19 protein-coding genes are annotated in these 20,785 nt (G+C 66.4%); 9 read left to right on the forward strand and 10 right to left on the reverse strand.

Annotated elements, in window-relative coordinates; all coding sequences use genetic code 11:
• Positions 1-286 precede the first annotated feature (286 nt).
• From BLS61_RS20765 to BLS61_RS20800, 8 genes are all read right to left on the reverse strand, one after another.
• A complete protein-coding gene (locus BLS61_RS20765) occupies positions 287-1,063 on the reverse strand; it encodes an IclR family transcriptional regulator (protein ID WP_090434112.1) in 777 nt (258 codons plus the stop codon).
• A 92-nt stretch (positions 1,064-1,155) separates the two neighbouring features.
• Positions 1,156-1,830 carry a sarcosine oxidase subunit gamma gene (locus BLS61_RS20770; protein ID WP_090434114.1) on the reverse strand — a complete coding sequence of 225 codons (675 nt, stop codon included), beginning with the start codon at positions 1,828-1,830 and terminating at the stop codon, positions 1,156-1,158.
• A 1-nt stretch (position 1,831) separates the two neighbouring features.
• Positions 1,832-4,729 (reverse strand): 2Fe-2S iron-sulfur cluster-binding protein, encoded by a 2,898-nt coding sequence (locus BLS61_RS20775; RefSeq protein WP_090434116.1) that lies wholly within the window; start codon positions 4,727-4,729, stop codon positions 1,832-1,834.
• Positions 4,726-5,034, reverse strand: a complete 309-nt coding sequence (locus BLS61_RS20780; RefSeq protein WP_074938280.1) for a sarcosine oxidase subunit delta — start codon at positions 5,032-5,034, stop codon at positions 4,726-4,728. The genes BLS61_RS20775 and BLS61_RS20780 overlap by 4 nt, the downstream gene beginning before the upstream one ends.
• Before the next feature lie 118 nt (positions 5,035-5,152).
• Positions 5,153-6,391, reverse strand: a complete 1,239-nt coding sequence (locus BLS61_RS20785; protein ID WP_090434118.1) for an FAD-dependent oxidoreductase — start codon at positions 6,389-6,391, stop codon at positions 5,153-5,155.
• A 5-nt stretch (positions 6,392-6,396) separates the two neighbouring features.
• Positions 6,397-7,272: a bifunctional methylenetetrahydrofolate dehydrogenase/methenyltetrahydrofolate cyclohydrolase FolD gene (gene folD, locus BLS61_RS20790; protein WP_090434120.1), complete on the reverse strand. Its 876-nt coding sequence runs from the start codon at positions 7,270-7,272 to the stop codon at positions 6,397-6,399.
• Positions 7,269-8,135 (reverse strand): formyltetrahydrofolate deformylase, encoded by an 867-nt coding sequence (gene purU, locus BLS61_RS20795; RefSeq protein WP_090434122.1) that lies wholly within the window; start codon positions 8,133-8,135, stop codon positions 7,269-7,271. The genes folD and purU overlap by 4 nt, the downstream gene beginning before the upstream one ends.
• A 209-nt stretch (positions 8,136-8,344) precedes the next feature.
• Entirely contained in the window at positions 8,345-9,637 is a 1,293-nt protein-coding gene (locus tag BLS61_RS20800) for an NAD(P)/FAD-dependent oxidoreductase (protein WP_090434124.1), read from the reverse strand.
• Positions 9,638-9,764: 127 nt separating this feature from the next.
• Between BLS61_RS20800 and BLS61_RS20805 the strand changes: the two genes are divergently transcribed.
• The gene (locus BLS61_RS20805) at positions 9,765-10,532 is read left to right on the forward strand and encodes an IclR family transcriptional regulator (RefSeq protein WP_167358763.1); all 768 of its coding nucleotides are present in this window, start codon (positions 9,765-9,767) and stop codon (positions 10,530-10,532) included.
• A gap of 83 nt (positions 10,533-10,615) precedes the next feature.
• On the opposite strand, the gene BLS61_RS20810 is transcribed toward BLS61_RS20805, so the two are convergent.
• Entirely contained in the window at positions 10,616-11,602 is a 987-nt protein-coding gene (locus tag BLS61_RS20810) for a GlxA family transcriptional regulator (RefSeq protein WP_090434128.1), read from the reverse strand.
• Between the two features lie 108 nt (positions 11,603-11,710).
• Between BLS61_RS20810 and BLS61_RS20815 the strand changes: the two genes are divergently transcribed.
• A complete protein-coding gene (locus BLS61_RS20815) occupies positions 11,711-12,253 on the forward strand; it encodes a thioesterase family protein (RefSeq protein WP_090434130.1) in 543 nt (180 codons plus the stop codon).
• Positions 12,254-12,264: 11 nt separating this feature from the next.
• Here the strand turns inward: BLS61_RS20815 and BLS61_RS20820 are convergent, their stop codons facing one another.
• Entirely contained in the window at positions 12,265-12,864 is a 600-nt protein-coding gene (locus BLS61_RS20820; RefSeq protein WP_090434132.1) for a helix-turn-helix domain-containing protein, read from the reverse strand.
• Between the two features lie 244 nt (positions 12,865-13,108).
• Here BLS61_RS20820 and glnT point away from each other — a divergent pair, with 244 nt between their 5' ends.
• From glnT to BLS61_RS20855, 7 genes are all read left to right on the forward strand, one after another.
• Positions 13,109-14,443: a type III glutamate--ammonia ligase gene (gene glnT, locus BLS61_RS20825; RefSeq protein ID WP_090434134.1), complete on the forward strand. Its 1,335-nt coding sequence runs from the start codon at positions 13,109-13,111 to the stop codon at positions 14,441-14,443.
• Between the two features lie 97 nt (positions 14,444-14,540).
• Positions 14,541-15,443 carry a class II glutamine amidotransferase gene (locus BLS61_RS20830; RefSeq protein WP_090434136.1) on the forward strand — a complete coding sequence of 301 codons (903 nt, stop codon included), beginning with the start codon at positions 14,541-14,543 and terminating at the stop codon, positions 15,441-15,443.
• 160 nt (positions 15,444-15,603) lie between these two features.
• On the forward strand, positions 15,604-16,287 hold the full coding sequence (locus BLS61_RS20835) for a GltB/FmdC/FwdC-like GXGXG domain-containing protein (protein ID WP_090434138.1): 684 nt from the start codon (positions 15,604-15,606) through the stop codon (positions 16,285-16,287).
• 91 nt (positions 16,288-16,378) lie between these two features.
• Positions 16,379-17,704, forward strand: coding sequence for an FMN-binding glutamate synthase family protein (locus tag BLS61_RS20840; protein WP_090434140.1), 1,326 nt, complete (start codon positions 16,379-16,381; stop codon positions 17,702-17,704).
• A 496-nt stretch (positions 17,705-18,200) separates the two neighbouring features.
• Entirely contained in the window at positions 18,201-18,746 is a 546-nt protein-coding gene (locus tag BLS61_RS20845) for a dimethylamine monooxygenase subunit DmmA family protein (protein WP_090434142.1), read from the forward strand.
• Positions 18,743-19,687, forward strand: a complete 945-nt coding sequence (locus BLS61_RS20850) for a PDR/VanB family oxidoreductase (RefSeq protein WP_090434144.1) — start codon at positions 18,743-18,745, stop codon at positions 19,685-19,687. The genes BLS61_RS20845 and BLS61_RS20850 overlap by 4 nt, the downstream gene beginning before the upstream one ends.
• A gap of 64 nt (positions 19,688-19,751) precedes the next feature.
• Positions 19,752-20,780: a heme-dependent oxidative N-demethylase family protein gene (locus BLS61_RS20855; RefSeq protein ID WP_090434146.1), complete on the forward strand. Its 1,029-nt coding sequence runs from the start codon at positions 19,752-19,754 to the stop codon at positions 20,778-20,780.
• Positions 20,781-20,785 lie beyond the last annotated feature (5 nt).

Below are 20,785 nucleotides of genomic sequence, written 5' to 3' on the forward strand. Positions count from 1 at the left end.
GTAGCCGTGCAACGAATGGATCGCGATGGATGGGGGGCTGGCCGGTCGTGCGGCCAGGTTGGGACGGGAGAAAGCTCGTTCAGGTTTGCCCAGCGTCGCCGGCCACGGCGAGTGGCCTTGCGGGAGTACCTGAAAGCGGGCGCTTGAGACTCGACATTCGAAGTGAGCGGGCACCTGCAGAATAGCAAGCTGCCACATGATGGCAATGTGATATCTGTAACTTGCTTGAAAAAATGACGCCGACCTATTGACGACATGCCGGGCAGGTTTGCCGCATTCGCCGCTGCTAGCTGGATTTACCGCCCAGTTCGAGGGAAATCGCATCCGCGCACTGTTGCAGGCTTTCCCGGTAGCGTTCACGCGCTATGGGGCTGTCCATCACCGCTTCCGGGCCGGAGAGATTGATCGCCGCCACCACGTCGCCACGATGGTCGCGTACCGCGCAGGCGATGGCGGTGGAATAGTCGGAGCGGTGCATCACCCAGCCGCGCTCGCGGTCGCGTTCGAGCAGTTGCTGCAGCTCGGGCAGGGTCTTCGGTGCGGGCGGCGGGTAGTCGTCCAGGCGTACGTGCTGATAGAGCTTGTCCAGCTCCATGGGCGTCAGGCCGCTGAGCAGCATGCGGCCCATGGCCGTGCAGTGGCAGGGAATGCGGGTGCCGATGGGGATGTTCACCGACAGTCGCTGGGCAGCGAAGGCGCGGCCGATGTAGAGGCTGTCGGTCTGTTCGCGGATGGACAGGTGGCACGACAGCGAGGTGCGGTCGCGCAGGGCATTGAGGTGCGGCATGGCGATGTCCACCAGGTCGCGGCTGGCCAGGTAGGCGAAGCCGTCGCAGAGCACCTGCGGACCCAGCTCGTAGCTGTTCTTGCCGAGCTTGCGCAGGTAGCCCATGTCGGTGAGCGTGACCAGGATGCGGTAGATGGCCGAGACGCTGACCCCCAGGCGCTCGGCGATGGCGTTGCTGCTCAGGCTGCGTTCGCTGGCGTTGAACATCTGCAGGATGCTCAGGCCGCGTTGCAGGGCGGGTACGCGGTAGTCCAGTTCGTCTTCGTGGATGCCCATGGTTGTCCTCCGAATTCGATGGGAAGGTGGTGCGCATGGCGCACCCTACGTGTGGCTCATGGCCGTAGGGTGCGCCGTGCGCACCTTGGGGCTCAGGGCAGGGCGTCGATCCCGACCGGCTGTCCACCGAATTCCTGCATGGCATCGAGCAGCGCGCCCCAGAAGTAATGCACCGAGGCGCGGTCGCAGAGGATGTGCAGGCACGGCACTTCGCCCAGCGGCAGCTTGGCGACGATGACGTTGATCCGCGCCGCCGAGGTCTGCGCCACCTGGCCGACGGCGAAGGCCGGCGCGCTGAGGTCGACGCCGCAGAGCTTGGCCATTACCTCGGCCTGGCAGGTGCCGGTCAGCACCAGCCAGGCGTGGCTGTCCTGGCGCGGCAGCAGGTACTGGCCGGCGCTGGCGTGCCACTGGCTTTCCTCGCGCTGCGCTTTGCTGCCGGCATCGTGCAGGCTGCCGAGCAGCAGGTACTCGGTTTGCGACAGGCGCAGCACATGGCTGCCATCGGCCTGGCTCAGCGCCTGGTTGGGCGCCTGTGGCAACTGGTAGCCCAGGGCGCCCAGGTATTGGGCGGCCGCCGGGCCGCGCAGGCCGTAGCGGGCGAGGTTGGTCAGGTCGAGCAGGGCGCAGTGGCCCAACAGGGCGCTTTCGTCGCCTTGGCCGTAGGTGGTGACGATGCAGCTCTCACCGAACGGAGCGAGGGTGGCGCCGGCCTGCAGGCGGTAGAGCGGGCTGCGCGCTGCGAATTGATCGGCTTGGAGGGTCATCTCACAGCTCCTGGCGTTGGCTTTCAGGGTCATAGAAGGGCGGTTGCACCACGGTGGCCTGCACCATCTCGCCGCCTTCGACGCGGATCGGCAGGCGCTGGCCCGGCGTGGCCTGGTCGGGCGCACAGTAGGCCAGGCCGATGATCTGGCCGAGGGTCTGCGAGTATTCGCAGGAGGTGACGTTGCCGCTGATGTCGGGCCCCTTGAGCACCAGATGGCCTTCCAGCGGCTGGCTGCTGCCCTTGGGCAGGGTGAAGCCGACCAGCTTGCGTATCGGCGCCTGCGCCTCGAGGATCTCCACCGAGCGCTTGCCGACGAAGAACGGCTTGCTGCGAGCGATGGCCCAGCTCATGTCGATCTCGGCCGGGCTGGTCATGCCGTCGGTGTCCTGGCCGATGATCACGTGGCCCTTTTCCAGGCGCAGCAGGCGCTGCGTCTCGACGCCGAAGGGGCGAATGTCGAACTCCCGACCGGCTTCCATCAGCGCATCCCACAGGGCTTCGCCGTAGCGCGCCGGGACGTGGATCTCGTAGCCCAGTTCGCCGACGAAACCGACCCGCAGCAGGCGGGCGGGAATGCCCGTGACCGTGCCCAGGCGCACCGCCAGGTAGGGGAAGCCCTCGGCGGACAGGTCGACATCGCTGCACAGCTTGGCCAGCACCTTGCGCGAATCCGGCCCGGCCAGGTTGACTGCGGCCAGCGCGGCGGTGACGTTGGTGATGTCGATGTTCAGGCGCCACTGCGCGTTCCACTTGAGCATCTGCTGGTAGACGCGGTCGACGCCGCTGGTGGTGGCGCTGACGTAGAAATGCTCGTCGGTAAAGCGTGCGCAGACGCCGTCGTCGATCACCACACCCTGCTCGTTGGTCATCAGCGCATAGCGCGAGCGGCCCACCGGCTGTTTGGCGAAGGCGAAGGTATAAAGGCGGTTGAGCAGCTCGGCGGCGTCCGGGCCGCGCACGTCGAGGCCGCCCAGGGTGGACACGTCGATCAGGCCGACCTTCTCGCGCACGTGGCGCGCCTCGGCCTGCATGCAGGCGTCGCGCTCTTCGGGCTTGCCGTAGTAGGCCGGGCGCTGCCAGATGCCGGCGGGCATCATCTTCGCCCCCAGCTCCAGGTGCCGCGCGTGCATGGCGGTTTGCCGATACGGATCGAAGCCACGGCCGGCGACTTGCGCCAGGGTTTCCGGGCAGAACGGCGGACGCGCGGTGGTCACCCCGGTTTCGCTGACGCTGCGGCCGGTGGCCTGGGCCACCAGACGCGCGGTCGGCAGCGCCGAATGGCGGCCCTGCGAGGGGCCCATGCCGACGGTGGAGAAGCGCTTGACCAGTTGCACGTCGCGGTAGCCGTGGCGGGTGGCATTGACGATGTCACGCACCTGCAGGTCTTCGTCGAAGTCGACGAACTCCTTGCCCTTGGGATGGGGGAAGATCGGCCAGGGAAAGTTGACCCGCGGCTCGGCTGGTAGCTCGCGCGGGCTCGAACCCGCCTCCAGGCCAAGGGCGGCGAGCGCGCGCAGGGCGCCGTTGGTGGCATCGGCGAGCAGCGCGTCGAGGGCGTTGCGGCCGTTGACCGAGCCGACCACCTGCAACCCGCTCGGCAGGCCGGACAGGCTGAAGGCGGCGCTGGCGTCGTCGTAGGCCAGCTTGCCACCGGCCTGGCACGGCAACTGGTACACCGGCATGTAGCCGGCGGACATGCACAGCAGGTCGCAGTCGATGCGCAGGCTGCTGTCCGCCACCTTGCCCTGGCCGCTGATGCGGCGCACGCCCACGGCGTTCAGGTGCTTGTCGCCCAGCGCTTCGTACACCGTGCTGCCGGCATGGCAGGTGACGCCTCGGGTCTGCAAGGCAGTGACCAGACTGTCGTCATCGGCGCGTTCGCGCATGTCCACCAGGGCGACAACCTCGACGCCAGCATCGAGCAGATCGAGGGCGGCCAGGTAGCCGTCGTCGTTGCCGGTCAGCACCACGGCACGCTGGCCCGGCTTGACCGCGTAGAGCTTGATCAGGCGCTGCGCGGCGCTGGTCAGCAGCACGCCGGGCAGGTCGTTGTTGCGGAACACCACCGGCTGATCGAAGGCGCCAGCCGCGACGATGCACTGGCGGGCGCGCACCTTGTACATCCGCCTGCCCTGGATCACCGGCAGGTAGTGGTCGGTGAACCAGGCGTTGCAGGTGGCTTCCTTGAGGATGCGGATATTGGCGTGGCCTTCCACAGCGGTAAGCAGCTCAGCGCGCAGCTCGGCGGCACGTTTGCCTTCGACGTCGAAGCGGGCCCAGGCCAGCGCGCCGCCCAGATAATTCTGCTGTTCGATCAGCAGCACCTTGGCTCCGGCGTTGGCAGCACTCAGCGCCGCGCACAGGCCGGCCGGGCCGGCGCCAATCACCGCCAGGTCGGTGAACAGGAAGGCCTTGTCGTGGTACAGCGGCTGCAGCTTGAGGTTGAGCACACCGAGACCGGCTTTCTTGCGGATCAAGGGTTCCCAGACCTTCCACATGCCCTTGGGCTTGTAGAACGAGCGGTAGTAGAAGCCCACCGGCATGAACCTGGAGAAATGCCCGAGCAGGGCGTCACGATCCTTGTCCAGGCTGCCGTTGTAGTTCTGCGCGGTGACGTCGAGGCCTGCGGCCAGCGGCTGCATATCGGCCAGCACGTTGGGTTCGTCCGGCAGTTGCACCAGGGTGTTGGCGTCCTGCCCGGCCATCGACAGCGGGCCGCGCGGGCGGTGGTACTTGAACGAGCGCGACAGCAGCCAGCGCTGGTTGGCCAGCAGGGCGCTGGCGATGCTGTCGCCGGCCAGGCCCTGGTAGGTGGTGCCCTCGAAGTCGAAGCTGATCGGGCGGCTGCGGTCGATCAGCAGGCCCAGCGGGGCCGGCAGGCGGACATCGGCGCTCATGCGCTCACCTCCTGGGGTTTGGCGGGCGCGGCGAAGTCGACGCGGCGGTCGAACAGTTCCTTCGGATCGAAGGTGCGCAGGATCTCGTCGCTGACGGTGTGGCGTTCGGCCAGGAACCAGTAGCTGGAGGCGTTGTGCATCCACCACTCGGTGACGACGCCGGCGATGTTCTCGCTGTTGAACACGTAGTCGGCCCATTCGGCGTCCGAGCAGGTGTTCGGGTCGGGCATGCGCTTGAGTTCGCCGCCGTAGGTGAATTCGTTGATATTGCGAGGCCCGTTGAGCGGGCAGGGCATGATCTTCATGGGTTCAACTCCTTGACGAGCAAGGCTGGGGTAATGGGATCGTAGGAGCGAGCTCTGCTCGCGAAGCTTTCGTCTCGGTTGGATTCGCGAGCAGAGCTCGCTCCTACAAAGGAATTCATCAGTGGCTCGCCGCCGTGGCGCCCATCTCGTTGACCTGGCGGAAGGTGGTGAAGCGCTCGAGGGCGAAGGGTTTGATCAGCGCCGGGGTCTTGCCGGTGGCGACCAGCTCGGCCATGGTCCAGCCACAGATCGGCGTGGCCTTGAAGCCCCAGGTGCCCCAGCCGGCGTCGAGGTAGTAGTTGTCCAGCGGCGAGTGACCCATGATCGGGCTGTAGTCCGGGGTCATGTCGGTGCTGCCGGCCCACTGGCGCATCAGCTTGGCGCCGGCCATGAAGGGGAACATCTCGATGGCTGCTGTCAGCAGGCTTTCCTTCAGGTCGAGGGTGGAACGGGTGTTGTACAGCGGGTAGGGGTCGGAGCCGCCGCCGAAGACGATCTCGCCACGGCTGGTCTGCTGCACGTAGCAGTGCAGCGCCGAGGAACTCACCAGCGGATCGAGGAAGGGCTTGAACGGCTGGGTGACCATGGCCTGCAGCGGGTAGGTGTGGATCGGCGCCTTGATGTTCAGCTTGTTCATCAGCAGCGAGCTGGCGCCGGCCACTGCCTGCACCACGCAGCCGCAGCGCACGTCGCCACGGTTGGTGCGCACGGTGGTGACGCGACCGTTCTCGACGATGAAATCCTGCACCTCGGTGAGCTGGTGGATTTCCACGCCGCGCTTGGCCGCCTGCTTGGCGTAGCCCCAGGCCACAGCGTCATGGCGGGCGGTGGCACCGTCGATGTGCCAGAGCCCGGCAAGCACCGGCAGGTGGCCGGGGTCGAGGTTCAGGCAAGGCACCAGCTCACGGATCTGCTGGCGGTCGATCATCTCGGTGCGGCCACCGAAGTGCTTGTTGACCTCGGCGCGCTGGCGGAAGGCGCGCACCGTGGCGTCGGTGTGCGCCAGGGTGAGCTGGCCACGCTCGGAATACATGATGTTGAAGTCGAACTCGTTGGACAGCTCCTTGAACATCCGCACCGACTCGGCATAGAAGCGCACGCCTTCGCTGGTGAGGTAGTTGGAGCGGATCACCGCCGTGTTGCGCGCGGTGTTGCCACCGCCGAGGTAGGACTTCTCCAGCACCGCGACGTTGCTCACGCCGTGGTACGTGGCCAGGTAATAAGCGGTGGCCAGGCCATGGCCGCCACCCCCGATGATGACCACGTCGTAAGCCGGCTTGAGTGCCTTCGGCGCAGGCAGGTCGACCTCCACCGGGTAGTCCGAGGACAGGCCGTACTTGAGCAGGGCAAGGGGCATCGCAGTTACTCCTGGGCCGTCAGGCCGTGTTGCTGGCGGGCGGCGAGCAAGGTGTTGTGCATCAGCATGGCGATGGTCATGGGGCCGACGCCGCCGGGTACCGGGGTGATGGCCGAGGCCACCGGCAGCACGGCGTCGAAGTCCACATCGCCGACCAGGCGCGAGCGGCCGTTTTCCTCGATGCGGTTGATGCCGACGTCGATCACCACCGCGCCGGGCTTGATCCAGTCGGCGCCGATCAGCAGCGGCCGGCCGACGGCGGCGACCACGATGTCGGCCTGGCCGCAGAGCTTCTCCGGCTTGACGCTGCGCGAATGCAGTACGCTGACGCTGCAGTTGGCGGCCAGCAGCAGCGCCGCCATCGGCTTGCCGACGATGTTCGAGCGGCCGACCACCACGGCATGCTTGCCGGACAGATCGCCGAGGGTGTCACGCAGCAGGCGCATGCAGCCGGCCGGGGTGCAGGGCGTGAGCACCGGGCGACCCTGGCTGAGGCCGCCGACGTTCTCGCTGTGGAAGCCGTCGACGTCCTTGGCCGGGTCGATGGCCTGCAGCACGCGGGTTTCATCGATGTGCGCCGGCAGCGGCAGTTGCACCAGGATGCCGTTGACCGAGGCGTCGGCATTGAGCCCGGCCACCACCTCCAGCACCGCCTCGGCGCTGGTATTGGCGCCCAGGCGATATTCCAGCGAGCGGATGCCCACCTCGTTCGCACGCAGCACCTTGTTGCGCACGTAGACGTGGCTGGCCGGGTCATCGCCGACCAGCACCACGGCCAGCGCCGGCTCGATGCCCCGGGCCTTGAGCACGGCCACCTCGGCGGCGACCTCGGCGAGCACGCGCGCGGCGGCGGCCTTGCCGTCGATCAGTTGCGCGCTCATCGGAAGATCACCGTCTTGTCGTGGTTGAGGAACACGCGGTGCTCGAGGTGATACTTGACCGCCTTGGACAGGGCCACGGTCTCGGTGTCGCGACCTACCGCCACCAGGGCGTCGGGGGTGTAGTTGTGATCCACGCGCTGCACTTCCTGCTCGATGATCGGGCCTTCGTCGAGGTCGGAGGTGACGTAGTGGGCGGTGGCGCCGATCAGCTTCACGCCGCGCTCATAGGCCTGGTGATAGGGCTTGGCACCCTTGAAGCCTGGCAGGAAGGAGTGGTGGATGTTGATGGCGCGGCCGGAGAGCTGCCTGCACAGGTCGTCGGAGAGGATCTGCATGTAGCGAGCCAGCACCACCAGATCCGTCTTGGTCTCGTCGACGATCTTCAGCAGCTCGGCTTCCTGCTGGGCCTTGGTGTCCCTGGTCACCGGCAGGTAGATGAAGCGGATGCCCTCGCGCTCGGCCATCGGCCGCAGGTCGAGGTGGTTGGAGACGATGGCGGTGATCTTCATCTGCAGCTCGCCCTTCTGGTGGCGATAGAGCAGGTCGGCCAGGCAGTGGTCGTACCTGCTGACCATCAGCAGCACGCGCATCGGCTCGCGGGTGTCGTGCAGCTCCCATGCCATCTCGAAGCGCTCGGCGACCTCGGCGAAGCCGTCTTCGATCTGCTGGATTTCACCGACGAAACCTTCGTTGAAACGGAACACCGCGCGCATGAAGAAGGAACCACTGACCTCATCGTCGAACTGCGCCATTTCACTGATGTAGCAACCATGCTCGGCGAGGAAGGACGTCACGGCGGCGACGATGCCGGAGGTGGCCGGGCAACTGATCTTGATCACGTATGGGTGCTTGGCGTGCTGCATGGCGAATCCTCTGCTGGGGGCGGCGGCAGGAAATCTTCATGAGTGAAAGGAGTGTTCGCCTATGAATAAAAATTACTGTGGCGAATCTATTTTTCTTGATGGTGATTTTTATAAGTGAATGAAGCAGGCGTGTCTATGCCTGCTAGGAATTTTTTTATCTTTCAGGGAAATTCCTGGTGGCGTCCTTGCCATGCAGCAGCGCGTCGGTCCTAGAGCCGTGCGTAGGCGAAGGGGCGCGGGTCGACCAGCGGTGTGCTGCCGTCGATCAGGTCGGCCAGCAGATGCCCAGCGCCTGGCGCGATGCCGAAGCCGTGGCCGGAATAGCCGGTGGAGAGAAACAGACCTGGCAGCTTCTGCACCGGGCCGATCACCGGAATGGCGTCGGGGGTGACGTCCATCACCCCGGCCCAGCTCTGCTCCACACGCATCTGCCGGAAGAAGGGAAAGGCCGCCGTCAGGGCGTCGCGCGCTTCGGCCAGGATGGCCGCCGAGGGCCGCGGATCGAGCACCCGGCAGCGCTCGAAGGGGCTTTCGGCGTCCATGGCCCAGCGCCTGGGTTGGCGCAGCTCCTCGATGAAACGACCATCCAGGCGCAGGCGCACTTCGCGAAACTGTTTGCTCAGCGCTGGTAGAAAATCGCCCAGATAACGGAAGCTGTCCGGCGTGATCGGCGCCAGGTTGCCGTTGCGCTGGGCAATCGTATAGCCGCCATCGGCGCGCTTGCGAAAGGCATAGCGGCCGGCGCCCACGGCCAGTTCCGGGCCGCCGGCCATTGGCGCGGTACGCAGTACCGAGGCCACCACCTTCAGTTGCGGCAGGCGCAGGCCGAGGTTGGCGCAGAACAGCGTCGACCAGGCGCCGCCAGCCAGCACCACGCTGTTGCAGCGCAGCCGCCCGTGCTCGCTGTACAGGCCCCTGACCCTGCCCGCCGCGATATCCAGCCCGCGTACCGCGCAGCCGGTAACGAGACGCGCGCCCAGGCGTTGCGCGGCGCGGGCGATCACTGCGCTGGCGCGGTGCGGTTCGGCGCGGCCATCGCTGGGGGTGTGCAGGGCGCCGCTCCAGCCGGCGGCGGCGCCTTCGGGCATCACCCGCAGCAGCTCGCTACCCTCCAGCAGGCGTGCCTGTACGCCATGGGCGCTGGCGGCCTGTAGCCAGTGCGCCTGCTGCTGCAATTGCTGCGGGTTTTCGCAGGCATAGAGCACACCGCTGCGACGAAAGCCGAGGTCTTCGCCAAGTTGCGTCTGCCAGCTATCCCACAGGCGCAGGCTGGCCAGGGCCAGGGGAATCTCCGCCAGGTCGCGGCCCATGCTGCGGCACCAGCCCCAGTTGCGTGAGGATTGCTCGGCGCCGATCAGCCCCTTCTCCAGTAGCGTTACGGCGATGCCGCGACGGGCCAGCCAGTAGGCGGTGCTGACGCCGATGATGCCGCCGCCGATGATGGCCACCTCGGTGCTCTCCGGCAGCCTGTTGCTGGCCACCTGTTCGATCTGCGGATACATGCGCGTTCTCCGGCATGGGGTGCGCCGTGCGCACCCAAGGAAGGTTCAGCGAGCATGCCCAGGCCGATGGGGCGTGCAATTTGCATCGAGCTCGCCAGCCCTTCTTTATCAGCATGTGAGAAATGCCATGAGCGGCACCCAGAGCCTGGAGCGGGCCTTTCTGCTGCTACGTGTGATCGCCGCTGCCGGCCAGCAGGGCGCCAGCCTGGAAGAGCTGCGGGCGGTGCTCCGTTGCTCGCAGGCCACCGTCTACCGTCTGCTGCAGTACCTGCGCCGCCAGGGTTTCGTGCGCGGTGCGCAGCAGCGCGGGTGCTACGTGCTGGGTTACGAGCTGTTCGCCCTCGGTGCCCAGGCGGGTAACGCCAGCGCCCTGCGCGAACGGGCGCGGCCAGTGCTGCTGCGCCTGGCGCAGCGTTTCGGCGATACCTTCTTTTTATTGGTGGCGGATGGTCACCAGGTGCTGTGCCTGGACATGCTGGCCGGTGAGCTGCCGGTGCAGAGCTACAGCGGCGCGGTGGGCGGGCGCATTCCCATGGGCGTCGGCCAGGCCTCGCAGGTACTGCTGGCCTGGCTCGGGCGCACCGCGCGCAACGAGATCCTTGCCCACAACGCCGCCACGCTGCGCTTGGACTATGGTCTGGAAATCGAGCGCATCATTGCCAGCCTGCCCAGCGTCAGGCGCCTGGGCTACGCCAGCGGCCTGGTGGACAAGCGCCTGCCGGGCTACACCGGTCTGGCGGTGCCGATTCTCGCCAGCGATGGCCAGCCGCTGGGTGCCCTCAGCTGTGCGCTGGCGCGGCCGCGCATGACCGACACCCGGCGCCAGGCGCTGGCGCAGGCCATGCAGGACGAGGCGCGGCGGCTGGTGATCGCCTTGGGCGAGCAGGGCGCCTGAGACGCAGCGGCCATGCAGAGCGTTGCCTTGGTGCATCCAGCGAAGCCCGCTTGCGGCGCACATGCGTGGCCGTCCTGCAGGCCTCACCGGGCACCTGTGTCCGGCGCCTGCGGCATGCGCTGGAAGCGCTTGCGAAAGGCTGCCGGCGAGATGCCGACCCGCTGGCAGAACAGGCGGCGGAACGAATTGCTGTCCTCGTAGCCGACCCGGCTGGTGATCACCTCGAAGGTCAGGCGGGTGGTTTCCAGCAGTTCCTTGGCCTTCTCCAGGCGCAGGGCCTGCAGGTAGGCCAGCGGCGTATGGCCGGTGGCCTCCTTGAAGCGGCGTTTGAAGTTGCGCTCGCCGAAGCCGAAGCGCGCGGCCAGTTCGTCGATGCCGCAGGGTTCGGCGAAGTGGGCCTCCATCCAGCCCTGCACTCGCTCGATCGCCTCGTCGCCGTGGCCGCGCGGCAGCGACCAGCTGATGTAGACGGATTGCTCGTTGCGCACGTTGTCCACCAGCAGGTAGCGGCTGCACTGTTGCGCCAGTTCGCGCGAGGCGAAGCGGCGGATCAGGTGCAGCAGCAGATCCATCGCCGCCGTCGCGCCGCCGCTGGAGATCACCCGACCGTCCTCGCAGAGGATGCGTCGCTCGTCCACCCGAGCCTCGGGGTAGCGACGCCGCAGCAGATCGGCGAAGGCCCAGTGGGTGGTGACTTCGATGCCGTCGAGCAGGCCCGCCTCGGCCAGCATGAAGGTGGCCGTGCACATCGAGGCGATGACCGCGCCCTGCGCATGCTGGCGGCGCAGCCAGTCGCGATAGTGCCCGAACGCCGGCAGCGCCTCGCGCAGGCTGAAGAGAAAACCGGGGATCAGCACCAGGTCGGTGTGCTGCACCGCATCCAGCGCCACGTCCACCGCCATGGCGCGGCCCAGCGCGTTGGCCACCGGTCGGCCGTCCAGCGAGGCCAGCGTCAGGGTGAAGGGTGGGGTGGCCGGCGTGGCGAAGCGATTGGCCGCATCGAGCACTTCGAGGGCCAGGGCGGAACTGGTCAGCGAGCTGTATTCGGCCAGCAAGAGGGTGATGTGCATGGAGACTCTATTGCCTGATCGGCATGGTATTGGTCATTTCTGCACCTACTTTACTGCAGAGCTCCTGCTTAGAGTGCGGCACTCCTCATTCAAACAGGTGTTTGTCGCATGAACCTATGGTTTCGCCTTCTGCTGATGTTGCTGCGCCGACCCTGGCGCAAGCCGGTGCCAGCGCTTGCCACCACCGTCGTGCGCATGCGCGTGTGGCCGCTGGATCTGGACTTCAACCGGCATGTCACCAATGGCCGCTACTTCACCATGGCCGACGTCGGGCGCATGGACTACGTGCTGCGCAGCGGCGCCTTTCGCGTGGCCCTGCGCCACCGTGCGCTGCCCATCGTCGGGGATGTTTGGGGCAAGTTCCGCCGAGAGCTGAAGCTGTTCGAGCGCTTCGAGATTCACACGCGCATGCTGGGTTGGGACGACAAGTGGAGCTTCGTCGAGCACCGCTTCGTCAAGGACCGGCGAGTCATCGCCGTGGTGGTCATGCGCGGGCTGTTCCGCGGGCCGAAGGGCAATGTGGCGCCCGGCGAATTCGCCCGTGCGCTAGGCCTGGACGAGCAGTCACCGGCATTGCCCGACTGGCTGCAGCAGTGGTCGTCCAGTTGCGAGGGCCTGAGCCTGCAGCTGCGTGATATGGAGCTACCCTAAGTGCTTGGCGATCAATCCGCCCCGTAGTTCATGATCGACAGCAACCGGATCGGCACCTTCACCAGCTTTTCCGGGCCGTGCGGGACCTCGCCGTCGAAGGTCAGGCTGTCGCCGGCCTGCATCGGATAGAGCTGGTTGCCGTGACGGTAGACCAGCTCGCCTTCGAGCAGGTGGAGGAACTCGGTGCCGGGGTGGGCGAAGGTGGGAAACTCCTCGCTGGCGTCGTCCATGCTCACCATGTAGGCCTCGAAGCTCTTCTTCGGCCCACGGGTGTGGTTGAGCAAATGATAGGTGTGGCCCTTGTCGGTGCCGCGGCGCACCACCTCCAGGCCTTCACCGGCCTTCACCAGCAGGGCACTGCCGCCTTGCTGGTCATACTGGCTGAACAGCTTGGACATGGGCATGCCCAGCACGTCGCAGAGGCGGCTGAGGGTGTCGAGGCTGGTGGACACCTGGGCGTTCTCGATCTTGCTCAGCATGCCCTGGCTGATTCCGGCGATGCGCGCGACGTCGGCGATCTTCAGTTCCTGGGCCTGGCGCTGGCGGCGAATCTGCATGCCCAGGTACTGCTCGAGCTTGAGGCGCGGAGGGTTTTCCGGGGTGGTGGTCATACAGGCTTATTTCTTCTGTGAATAAAAAATTCGCACTAGGAATGTGCGGGCTGCCTTGCTTCGGTGCGTTTTTCGTTCGTGACTTTCCTCCTATGAAAGCATTTTTCCTCCATCCATAGAAGAAAGACGCGGGCTGCAACGGCAGATCGCGAGGGCACATTCAGTTGGCAAGCTGCTTGCATTTCTTTTGGGGAAATTAAAATTCCCCTGCGGAATAAAGGCGACGCCACTGGAGGCCCTACCCATGTTGCCCAGCGAAACCCAGAAAATCATCGACCAGCACGGTATCCGGTACGTGCTGGCCCAGTTCGTCGATATCCACGGTGCGGCCAAGACCAAGTCGGTGCCGGTGTCCGGGCTCAAGGCGGTGGCCGAGGAGGGGGCCGGCTTCGCCGGGTTCGCCATCTGGGGCATGGGCATGGAACCGCACGGCCCCGACTTCATGGCGCGTGGCGATCTGTCGACGCTGATGCCGGTGCCCTGGCAGCCCGGCTATGGCCGCGTGGTGTGCATCGGCCACGTCAATGGCCAGCCCTGGCCCTATGACACCCGCTTCGTGCTGCAGCAGCAGGTGCAACGCCTGACCGATCGTGGCTGGACGCTCAACACCGGGCTGGAGCCGGAGTTCAGCCTGTTCCGCCGCGATGCCGACGGCAAGCTGTGCCCGGTCGATGCCAGCGACAAGCTGGAGAAGCCCTGCTACGACTACAAGGGCCTGTCGCGTTCGCGCGCCTTTCTCGAGAAACTCACCGAGTCGCTGCAGCCGGTCGGTTTCGACATCTACCAGATCGACCACGAGGACGCCTGCGGCCAGTTCGAGATCAACTACACCTACAGCGATGCCATGGAGTCGGCGGATCGCTTCACCTTCTTCCGCATGGCAGCCGGCGAGATCGCCAACGACCTGGGCATGATCTGCTCGTTCATGCCCAAGCCGGACCCGCGCCGCGCCGGCAACGGCATGCACTTCCACCTGTCGATCGCCAGCGCCAGCAACAAGAACCTCTTTCATGACGCCAGCGACCCCAGCGGCATGGGGCTGTCCAAACTGGCCTATCACTTCCTCGCCGGCCTGCTGGCCCATGGCCCGGCGCTGTGCGCCTTCGCCGCGCCGACGGTGAACTCCTACAAGCGCCTGGTCGTCGGCCGCTCGCTGTCCGGCGCAACCTGGGCTCCGGCTTTCATCGCCTACGGCGACAACAACCGTTCGGCGATGCTGCGCATCCCCTACGGACGCATCGAATTTCGCCTGCCGGATGCCGGCTGCAACCCCTACCTGGTCACTGCCGCGATCATCGCCGCCGGCCTCGACGGCATCGACCGCCAGCTCGACCCCGGCAGCGCCTGCAACGAGAACCTCTACACCCTGAGCCTGGAAGCGATCGCCGCACGCGGCATCAGGACCCTGCCGCAATCGCTCAAGGAAGCCTGCGACGCGCTGGAGGCCGACCCGCTGTTCCGCGAGGTGCTGGGTGCGGAAGTGGTCGACGAGTTTCTCAAGCTCAAGCGCATGGAATGGGTCGAGTACAGCCGCCACGTCTCCGACTGGGAGATCGAGCGCTACACCGAATTTTTCTAGAAGCGGCTGCAGGCTCCAGGCGGCAAGCCACAGGCGTTCTTCTGCCTGCGGCCCGAAGCCTGCGGCCTGACGCTCCGAACGCAGTGAGGACATTTTCATGTGTGGAATCGTAGGCCTGTACCTGAAGAACCCGGCGCTGGAGCACCAGCTCGGCGCGCTGTTCGAACCCATGTTGCTGGCCATGACCGACCGTGGCCCGGACAGCGCCGGCTTCGCCATCTACGGTGACGAGGTGAAGGACGGCTGGATCAAGCTGACCCTGCAAAGCACCACCGCCGGCTATGACTTCAAGGCCCTGATGGGCGAGCTGGAAGGCCGCCTGGGCTGCTCGCTGGACTGGTTCCAGAACGCCAGCGCCGCCGTGCTCAAGACCAATGCTGACGAGGCGGCGGTGCGCGCCGTGCTCGCCGAACTGGCACCGACCGTGCGCGTGATGAGCGTCGGCCAGAGCATCGAGATCCTCAAGGGCATGGGCCTGCCCAAGGAAATCGCCGAGCGCTTCTCGCTGGCCAGGATGAAGGGCAGCCACATCATCGGCCACACCCGTATGGCCACCGAGAGCGCGGTGACCATGGAGGGCAGCCATCCGTTTTCCACCGGCCAGGACCTGTGCCTGGTGCACAACGGCTCGCTGTCCAACCACTTCCGTCTGCGCCAGGAACTGCGCCGCCACGGCATCGAGTTCGAAACCGAGAACGACACCGAGGTGGCCGCCGGCTACCTGACCTGGCGCCTGCGCCAGGGCGATTCGCTCAAGGAAGCGCTCGACCATTCGCTGGAAGATCTCGATGGCTTCTTCACCTTCGCCATCGGCACCCGCGACGGCTTCGCGGTGATCCGCGACCCCATCGCCTGCAAGCCGGCGATCCTCGCCGAGACCGACGACTACGTGGCCATGGCCTCGGAATACCAGGCCCTGTCGACCCTGCCGGGCATCGACAAGGCCAGGGTCTGGGAGCCGGAACCGGCCACCATGTACATCTGGGAACGCAGCGCTTGAGTCGCTCCAGGCCTGCTGCGCACACCGATTGCTGCGTCAGATCCTCGCGATCCGCTCGCCGTACTGCTCGTACTGTCTCGCGGCTCGCTGCGGTTCTTCCTTGCCCTCGGCGCGCTCGCGACGGCCTGAATTCGACTCTCTACTCTTTGGAGACACGAACATGAAAACCATCGACCTTTCCAGCGCCACCGTGCGCGAGCTGAACCAGGCGCTGCACGAGCAGGCCAGGGCCCTCACCGAGCGCGAGTGGGTGGTGAGCAATCCGGGCGGCAAGCACAACCTCGCCGTGGGCCTGAACGAAGCCCTGAGCGTGGAGATCGTCGGCCACGCCGGCTATTACTGCGCCGGCATGAACCAGAAGGCCAGCGTCACCATCCACGGCAACGTCGGTGTCGGCGTGGCCGAGAACATGATGAGCGGCATGGTGCGCGTCAAGGGCAGCGCCTCGCAGTCCGCTGGTGCTACCGCCCATGGCGGTTTGCTGGTGATCGAGGGCGATGCCGGCGCGCGCTGCGGCATCTCGATGAAGGGCGTCGACATCGTGGTCGGCGGCAACATCGGCCACATGAGCTGCTTTATGGGCCAGGCGGGCAGGCTCGTCGTCTGCGGCGATGCCGGTGACGCGCTGGGCGATTCGCTCTACGAGACGCGCATCTACGTCAAGGGCAGGGTCAAGTCGCTGGGCTCGGATTGCATCGAGAAGGACATGCGCCCCGAGCATCTGGAGGAGCTGGCAGAACTGCTCAACCGCGCCGGTTTCGACGAAGACCCGGCCAGCTTCAAGCGCTACGGCTCGGCTCGCCAGCTTTACAACTTCAAGGTCGACAACGCTTCGGCGTACTGATCCGCACTGCCCGGTGCGCGCGGCGCACCCTACCGATTACCGAGGCCCGTAGGGTGCGCTATGCGCACCATCGCCCGACGAGGAATGTGCAATGAGCGAGAAAATCACCCCGGTGCTGCGCGAGTCCGCCACCTTCGACCGCCTGTCCATCCAGGAAATCCAGCGTGCCGCCGAGACCGGCATCTACGACATCCGTGGTGGCGGCACCAAGCGCAAGCTGCCGCATTTCGACGACCTGCTGCTGCTCGGCGCCTCCATGTCGCGTTACCCGCTGGAAGGCTACCGCGAGAAATGCGGTACCGACGTGGTACTGGGCAACCGCTTCGCCAAGAAGCCGATCCACCTGAAGATCCCGGTGACCATCGCCGGCATGAGCTTCGGCGCCTTGTCGGCCCAGGCCAAGGAAGCCCTCGGCCGTGGCGCCAGCATCGCCGGCACCAGCACCACCACCGGCGACGGCGGCATGACCCCGGAGGAGCGCGGTCAGTCGCAGCACCTGGTCTACCAGTATCTGCCGTCGCGCTACGGCATGAACCCGGATGACCTGCGCAAGGCCGACGCCATCGAGATCGTCCTCGGCCAGGGCGCCAAGCCGGGCGGCGGCGGCATGCTGCTGGGCATGAAGGTCACCGAACGCGTGGCCGGCATGCGTACCCTGCCGATCGGCGTCGACCAGCGCAGCGCCTGCCGTCACCCGGACTGGACCGGCCCGGACGACCTGGCGATCAAGATCGCCGAGCTGCGCGAGATCACCGATTGGGAAAAACCCATCTACGTGAAGATCGGCGCCAGCCGCCCGTACTACGACGTCAAGCTGGCGGTGAAGGCCGGTGCCGATGTGATCGTGCTCGACGGCATGCAGGGCGGCACCGCGGCGACCCAGGAAGTGTTCATCGAACACGTCGGCATCCCCATTCTCTCGGCCATCCCGCAGGCCGTGCAGGCCCTGCAGGAGATGGACATGCACCGCAAGGTGCAGCTGATCGTCTCCGGCGGCATCCGCACCGGCGCCGACGTGGCCAAGGCCATGGCCATGGGCGCCGACGCGGTGGCCATCGGCACCGCCGCCTTGATCGCTCTCGGTGATAACCACCCGCGCCTGGATGAGGAGCTGAAAGCCATCGGCTCGGCCGCCGGCTATTACGACGACTGGCAGAATGGCCGCGACCCGGCCGGCATCACCACCCAGGACCCGGAGCTGGCCAGGCGCCTCGACCCGGTCGCCGCCGGCCGCCGCCTGGCCAACTACCTGCGCGTGCTGGTGCTGGAAGCGCAGACCATGGCCCGCGCCTGCGGCAAGTCGCACCTGCACAACCTCGACCCCGAGGACCTGGTGGCGCTGACCGTGGAAGCCGCTGCCATGGCCCGTGTGCCATTGGCCGGTACCAACTGGGTGCCGGGGCAATTGCAATACTGAAGCGGCAGGCGCTCATTCATGGATGAGCGCCTACAGGGTGCTTCCCCATCCCAGAGGTCTGCATGCGGCCGGTCGACGCGGATTCATCCGCGATCGGGACTGGCCGCTGCGGCCACGGATACCAACCCAGGCGCCGTTCGCCAGCGCTTGGGTTGGTGCCGGCCGAAGTCACAGGTCTTCGTCGAGAGTGTTGAGGCGCGTTCGGTTGACCTGACTGCGCGCGCACTTCATCCGTGGTCTCTCTTCGTCACCCTGGTTTCACCGCTCAAGAACGCTCTTCAAAAAATGCCCAGGTGCGCCATCGCAGCGCGCTTTGCCCTGCCGCTGTGCAGGTTTTGAGCAGTTTTGGCTGCCTGCGTGTCGTTTCCCCAGTGGCTGCGCGCCGATCAAGAAATGGCATATTTCATGCTTTCTCTGTAAGAACAAAAAGTTCTCCAGGGGAATTTTCTCTGGGGCGAAATCGACCATCGCCTTGCTCTCACCCGGAGGGTTTCCGATGACAGCATCCAGTGCCGAACCCCTGTTCAGTACCCCGCGTTATGCCCTCGAGGCGTCCAGGCATCCAGCCCGTTTTCGTCTCGTGGTCGCCCAGCAGGCGAGCCTGGCTCGCGGGCTGCTCGATGACCCGGCGCCAACCCTGCTGCTGTGCCTGGGCGAGACCCTGCCGGGCAGTGCCGAGCAGGAGAGCCTGCCCAGTGCCGAAGCGCTCTACCTGCGCCTGCAGATGTTGCTGGAGCAGGCCCAGGCCGGCACCCGCCTGTACGTCTGTGGCGATGAAAGCTTTGTCTGGCACGTCCACTGCTTGGCGCGGCAGGCCGGCCTGCTCGGCGATGAAATCGAGCTGTTCAGGCAGGGTGCGCGCCGTCGCCTGTACTGCGTGCACTGTGGGCACTTCCAGGATATCGGTGGGGAAGGGGAGTGCACCTGTGCGAGCTGCCGGGTGAGGCTGTTCGTTCGCGCGCATTTCTCCCAGCGCCTCGGCGCCTACATGGGCGTATGCCTCGATCCGGACCGCCCCTACGTGCAGCAGGTGCCGGCATGAGCGCGCTGATCGAGGTGCAGGTCACCGACGTGCGTCAACTGACCCCGGTGGTGCGTGAGTTCAGCTTCCGCGCGATCGACGGCACGCTGCCGGGCTTTTCCTGCGGCAGTCACGTGCAGGTGATTTTGCCCACCGAGGGGCGCACGCTGCGCAACGCCTATTCGCTGCTGGGCGACCCGCGCGACACTGGTGTGTACCGCATCGCCGTGCGCCTGCAGGAGGCCTCGCGCGGCGGTTCGCGTTACCTGCACGAGCAGGTGCGGGTCGGCGACCGTCTGCACATCGGTGCGCCGAGCAACCTGTTCGCCCTGCATTCGCAGGCCCGTCACCACATTCTGGTGGCCGGTGGCATCGGCATCACACCCTTCATGGCCTATCTGGCTGAGCTCGGTGCGCAAGGTGCTTCGTTCGAACTGCACTACGCCTACCGCAGCGGCCTGACCGACGCCTACGCCGGCGAGCTGCGCGAGCGCCTGGGCGAGCGCTTTCATGGCTACGACGCCGCTGCCGGTCAGCGCCTGGACTGCACCAGCCTGTTCGCCGGCAAGCCGCTTGGCAGTCACCTTTACGTCTGCGGCCCGCAGCGCCTGCTCGATGAACTCAAGACTTTGGCTGGCGCCCACGGCTGGTCGGCCGGGCGCCTGCACTGGGAGGCCTTCGCCGCACCCGAGCCGGGCCAGCCCTTCACCGTCGAGCTGGCGCGCAGTGGCCAGCGTCTGCAGGTGCCGGGCGACCACAGCCTGCTCGAAGCGCTGGAGGCGGCCGGTGTCGAGGTGCCCAACCTGTGCCGGGGCGGGGTATGCGGGCAATGCACCACGCGCTACCTGAGCGGCGAGGTGGAGCACCGCGATCACTACCTGGATGAGCAGCAGCGCGGTGAGGCGCTGATGCCCTGCGTTTCCCGTGGCGGCTGCCGCGGCACGCTGTTGCTCGATTTGTAGGGTGCGCCGTGCGCACCACAACGATTGTGACCGGTGCACTCAGCGCACCCTTCAGGAGAGAGTCATGCCCGTCGTAATGAAACCCGTGGAAACCTATCGCGACGATTTCACCTTCAGCAACAGCCCGCAGGCCATCGCCCGTTTTCCCTTCCCCTTTGCCGAGGACAGCTACATGTACTCGGTCAATATCGAGCCGGCCACGCCACGCGAGCCGGGTTCGGTGTTCGAGCACTGGTTCGATATCGACGAGCACTACCTCTCGGAGATGGCCGAGCGCGCCTGCGTGCTGGAGCGCGACCCGCAGCGCTGCCTGGTGATGCCACACATGGCCCAGGCCGCCTGGGACACCCTGGAAATGCTGATGGAGCACCTGGCTGCCGACTACCCCGAGCACTTCACCCTCGAGCGTGACGGCGACCAGTGGCTGTGGATCAACCGCCCGCTGGGCATCGAGCAGCGCTTCACCTTCGGCGATGCCGGCACGCTGCCGTTCGAGCCGCTGGAGTACATCACGCGCCAGGCGCAGGGCGACTTCGCCGTACTCGATCAGCGCGACGGCGACCTGTTCATGGACGCCGGCATGGTCACCTGCCCGGCGGACTGGTCGATCAAGTTCGACGCCGGCATGAGCTTCAAGCAATGGCACGCCCCGGTGCCGGGCGTGGCGCACCAGCTCGGGGTATTCGACCGTGCGCTGAAGTACCTGCTGAACATCCAGGTCGGCCAGCCGGTGCGCCGCCTGAACTGGACCATGACCATCAACCCGCGCCTGGACACCGCCTCGGAGACCTTCCACGAGTGGGGCCATGAGCGCGGCCTGGTGACGCCGCAGAACGTCGCACGGCTGGTGCATCTGCGCGTCGAGCTGCAGTTCATGCCACGCCTGCCGCGCAGCAATGCGCTGCTGTTCGGCATCCGCACCTATCTGATCAGCCTCGAGGAGCTGGCCACCAATCCGGCCTGGGCCTGCCGCCTGCACCGCGTATTGCGCGACCTGCCGGACGAGATCGCCGACTACAAGGGCCTGACCCGCTATCGCCAGACTGTGGTGGATTGGCTGCGCCAGTTCGACCCGCAGGCCCAGGCCGCCTGAACGCC

Origin of the sequence: Ectopseudomonas guguanensis, assembly GCF_900104265.1 — a bacterium.
Classification (GTDB): domain Bacteria; phylum Pseudomonadota; class Gammaproteobacteria; order Pseudomonadales; family Pseudomonadaceae; genus Aquipseudomonas; species Aquipseudomonas guguanensis.

Coding starts and splice junctions, on each gene's coding strand:
- BLS61_RS20805 (WP_167358763.1), top strand. CDS start 9,765: ATGAGCGGCACCCAGAGCCTGGAGCGGGCCTTTCTGCTGCTACGTGTG.
- BLS61_RS20855 (WP_090434146.1), top strand. CDS start 19,752: ATGCCCGTCGTAATGAAACCCGTGGAAACCTATCGCGACGATTTCACC.
- purU (WP_090434122.1), bottom strand. CDS start 8,135: ATGCAGCACGCCAAGCACCCATACGTGATCAAGATCAGTTGCCCGGCC.
- BLS61_RS20810 (WP_090434128.1), bottom strand. CDS start 11,602: ATGCACATCACCCTCTTGCTGGCCGAATACAGCTCGCTGACCAGTTCC.
- BLS61_RS20830 (WP_090434136.1), top strand. CDS start 14,541: ATGTGTGGAATCGTAGGCCTGTACCTGAAGAACCCGGCGCTGGAGCAC.
- BLS61_RS20765 (WP_090434112.1), bottom strand. CDS start 1,063: ATGGGCATCCACGAAGACGAACTGGACTACCGCGTACCCGCCCTGCAA.
- BLS61_RS20850 (WP_090434144.1), top strand. CDS start 18,743: ATGAGCGCGCTGATCGAGGTGCAGGTCACCGACGTGCGTCAACTGACC.
- glnT (WP_090434134.1), top strand. CDS start 13,109: ATGTTGCCCAGCGAAACCCAGAAAATCATCGACCAGCACGGTATCCGG.
- BLS61_RS20820 (WP_090434132.1), bottom strand. CDS start 12,864: ATGACCACCACCCCGGAAAACCCTCCGCGCCTCAAGCTCGAGCAGTAC.
- BLS61_RS20770 (WP_090434114.1), bottom strand. CDS start 1,830: ATGACCCTCCAAGCCGATCAATTCGCAGCGCGCAGCCCGCTCTACCGC.
- BLS61_RS20800 (WP_090434124.1), bottom strand. CDS start 9,637: ATGTATCCGCAGATCGAACAGGTGGCCAGCAACAGGCTGCCGGAGAGC.
- BLS61_RS20815 (WP_090434130.1), top strand. CDS start 11,711: ATGAACCTATGGTTTCGCCTTCTGCTGATGTTGCTGCGCCGACCCTGG.
- BLS61_RS20780 (WP_074938280.1), bottom strand. CDS start 5,034: ATGAAGATCATGCCCTGCCCGCTCAACGGGCCTCGCAATATCAACGAA.
- BLS61_RS20845 (WP_090434142.1), top strand. CDS start 18,201: ATGACAGCATCCAGTGCCGAACCCCTGTTCAGTACCCCGCGTTATGCC.
- BLS61_RS20835 (WP_090434138.1), top strand. CDS start 15,604: ATGAAAACCATCGACCTTTCCAGCGCCACCGTGCGCGAGCTGAACCAG.
- BLS61_RS20840 (WP_090434140.1), top strand. CDS start 16,379: ATGAGCGAGAAAATCACCCCGGTGCTGCGCGAGTCCGCCACCTTCGAC.
- BLS61_RS20775 (WP_090434116.1), bottom strand. CDS start 4,729: ATGAGCGCCGATGTCCGCCTGCCGGCCCCGCTGGGCCTGCTGATCGAC.
- folD (WP_090434120.1), bottom strand. CDS start 7,272: ATGAGCGCGCAACTGATCGACGGCAAGGCCGCCGCCGCGCGCGTGCTC.
- BLS61_RS20785 (WP_090434118.1), bottom strand. CDS start 6,391: ATGCCCCTTGCCCTGCTCAAGTACGGCCTGTCCTCGGACTACCCGGTG.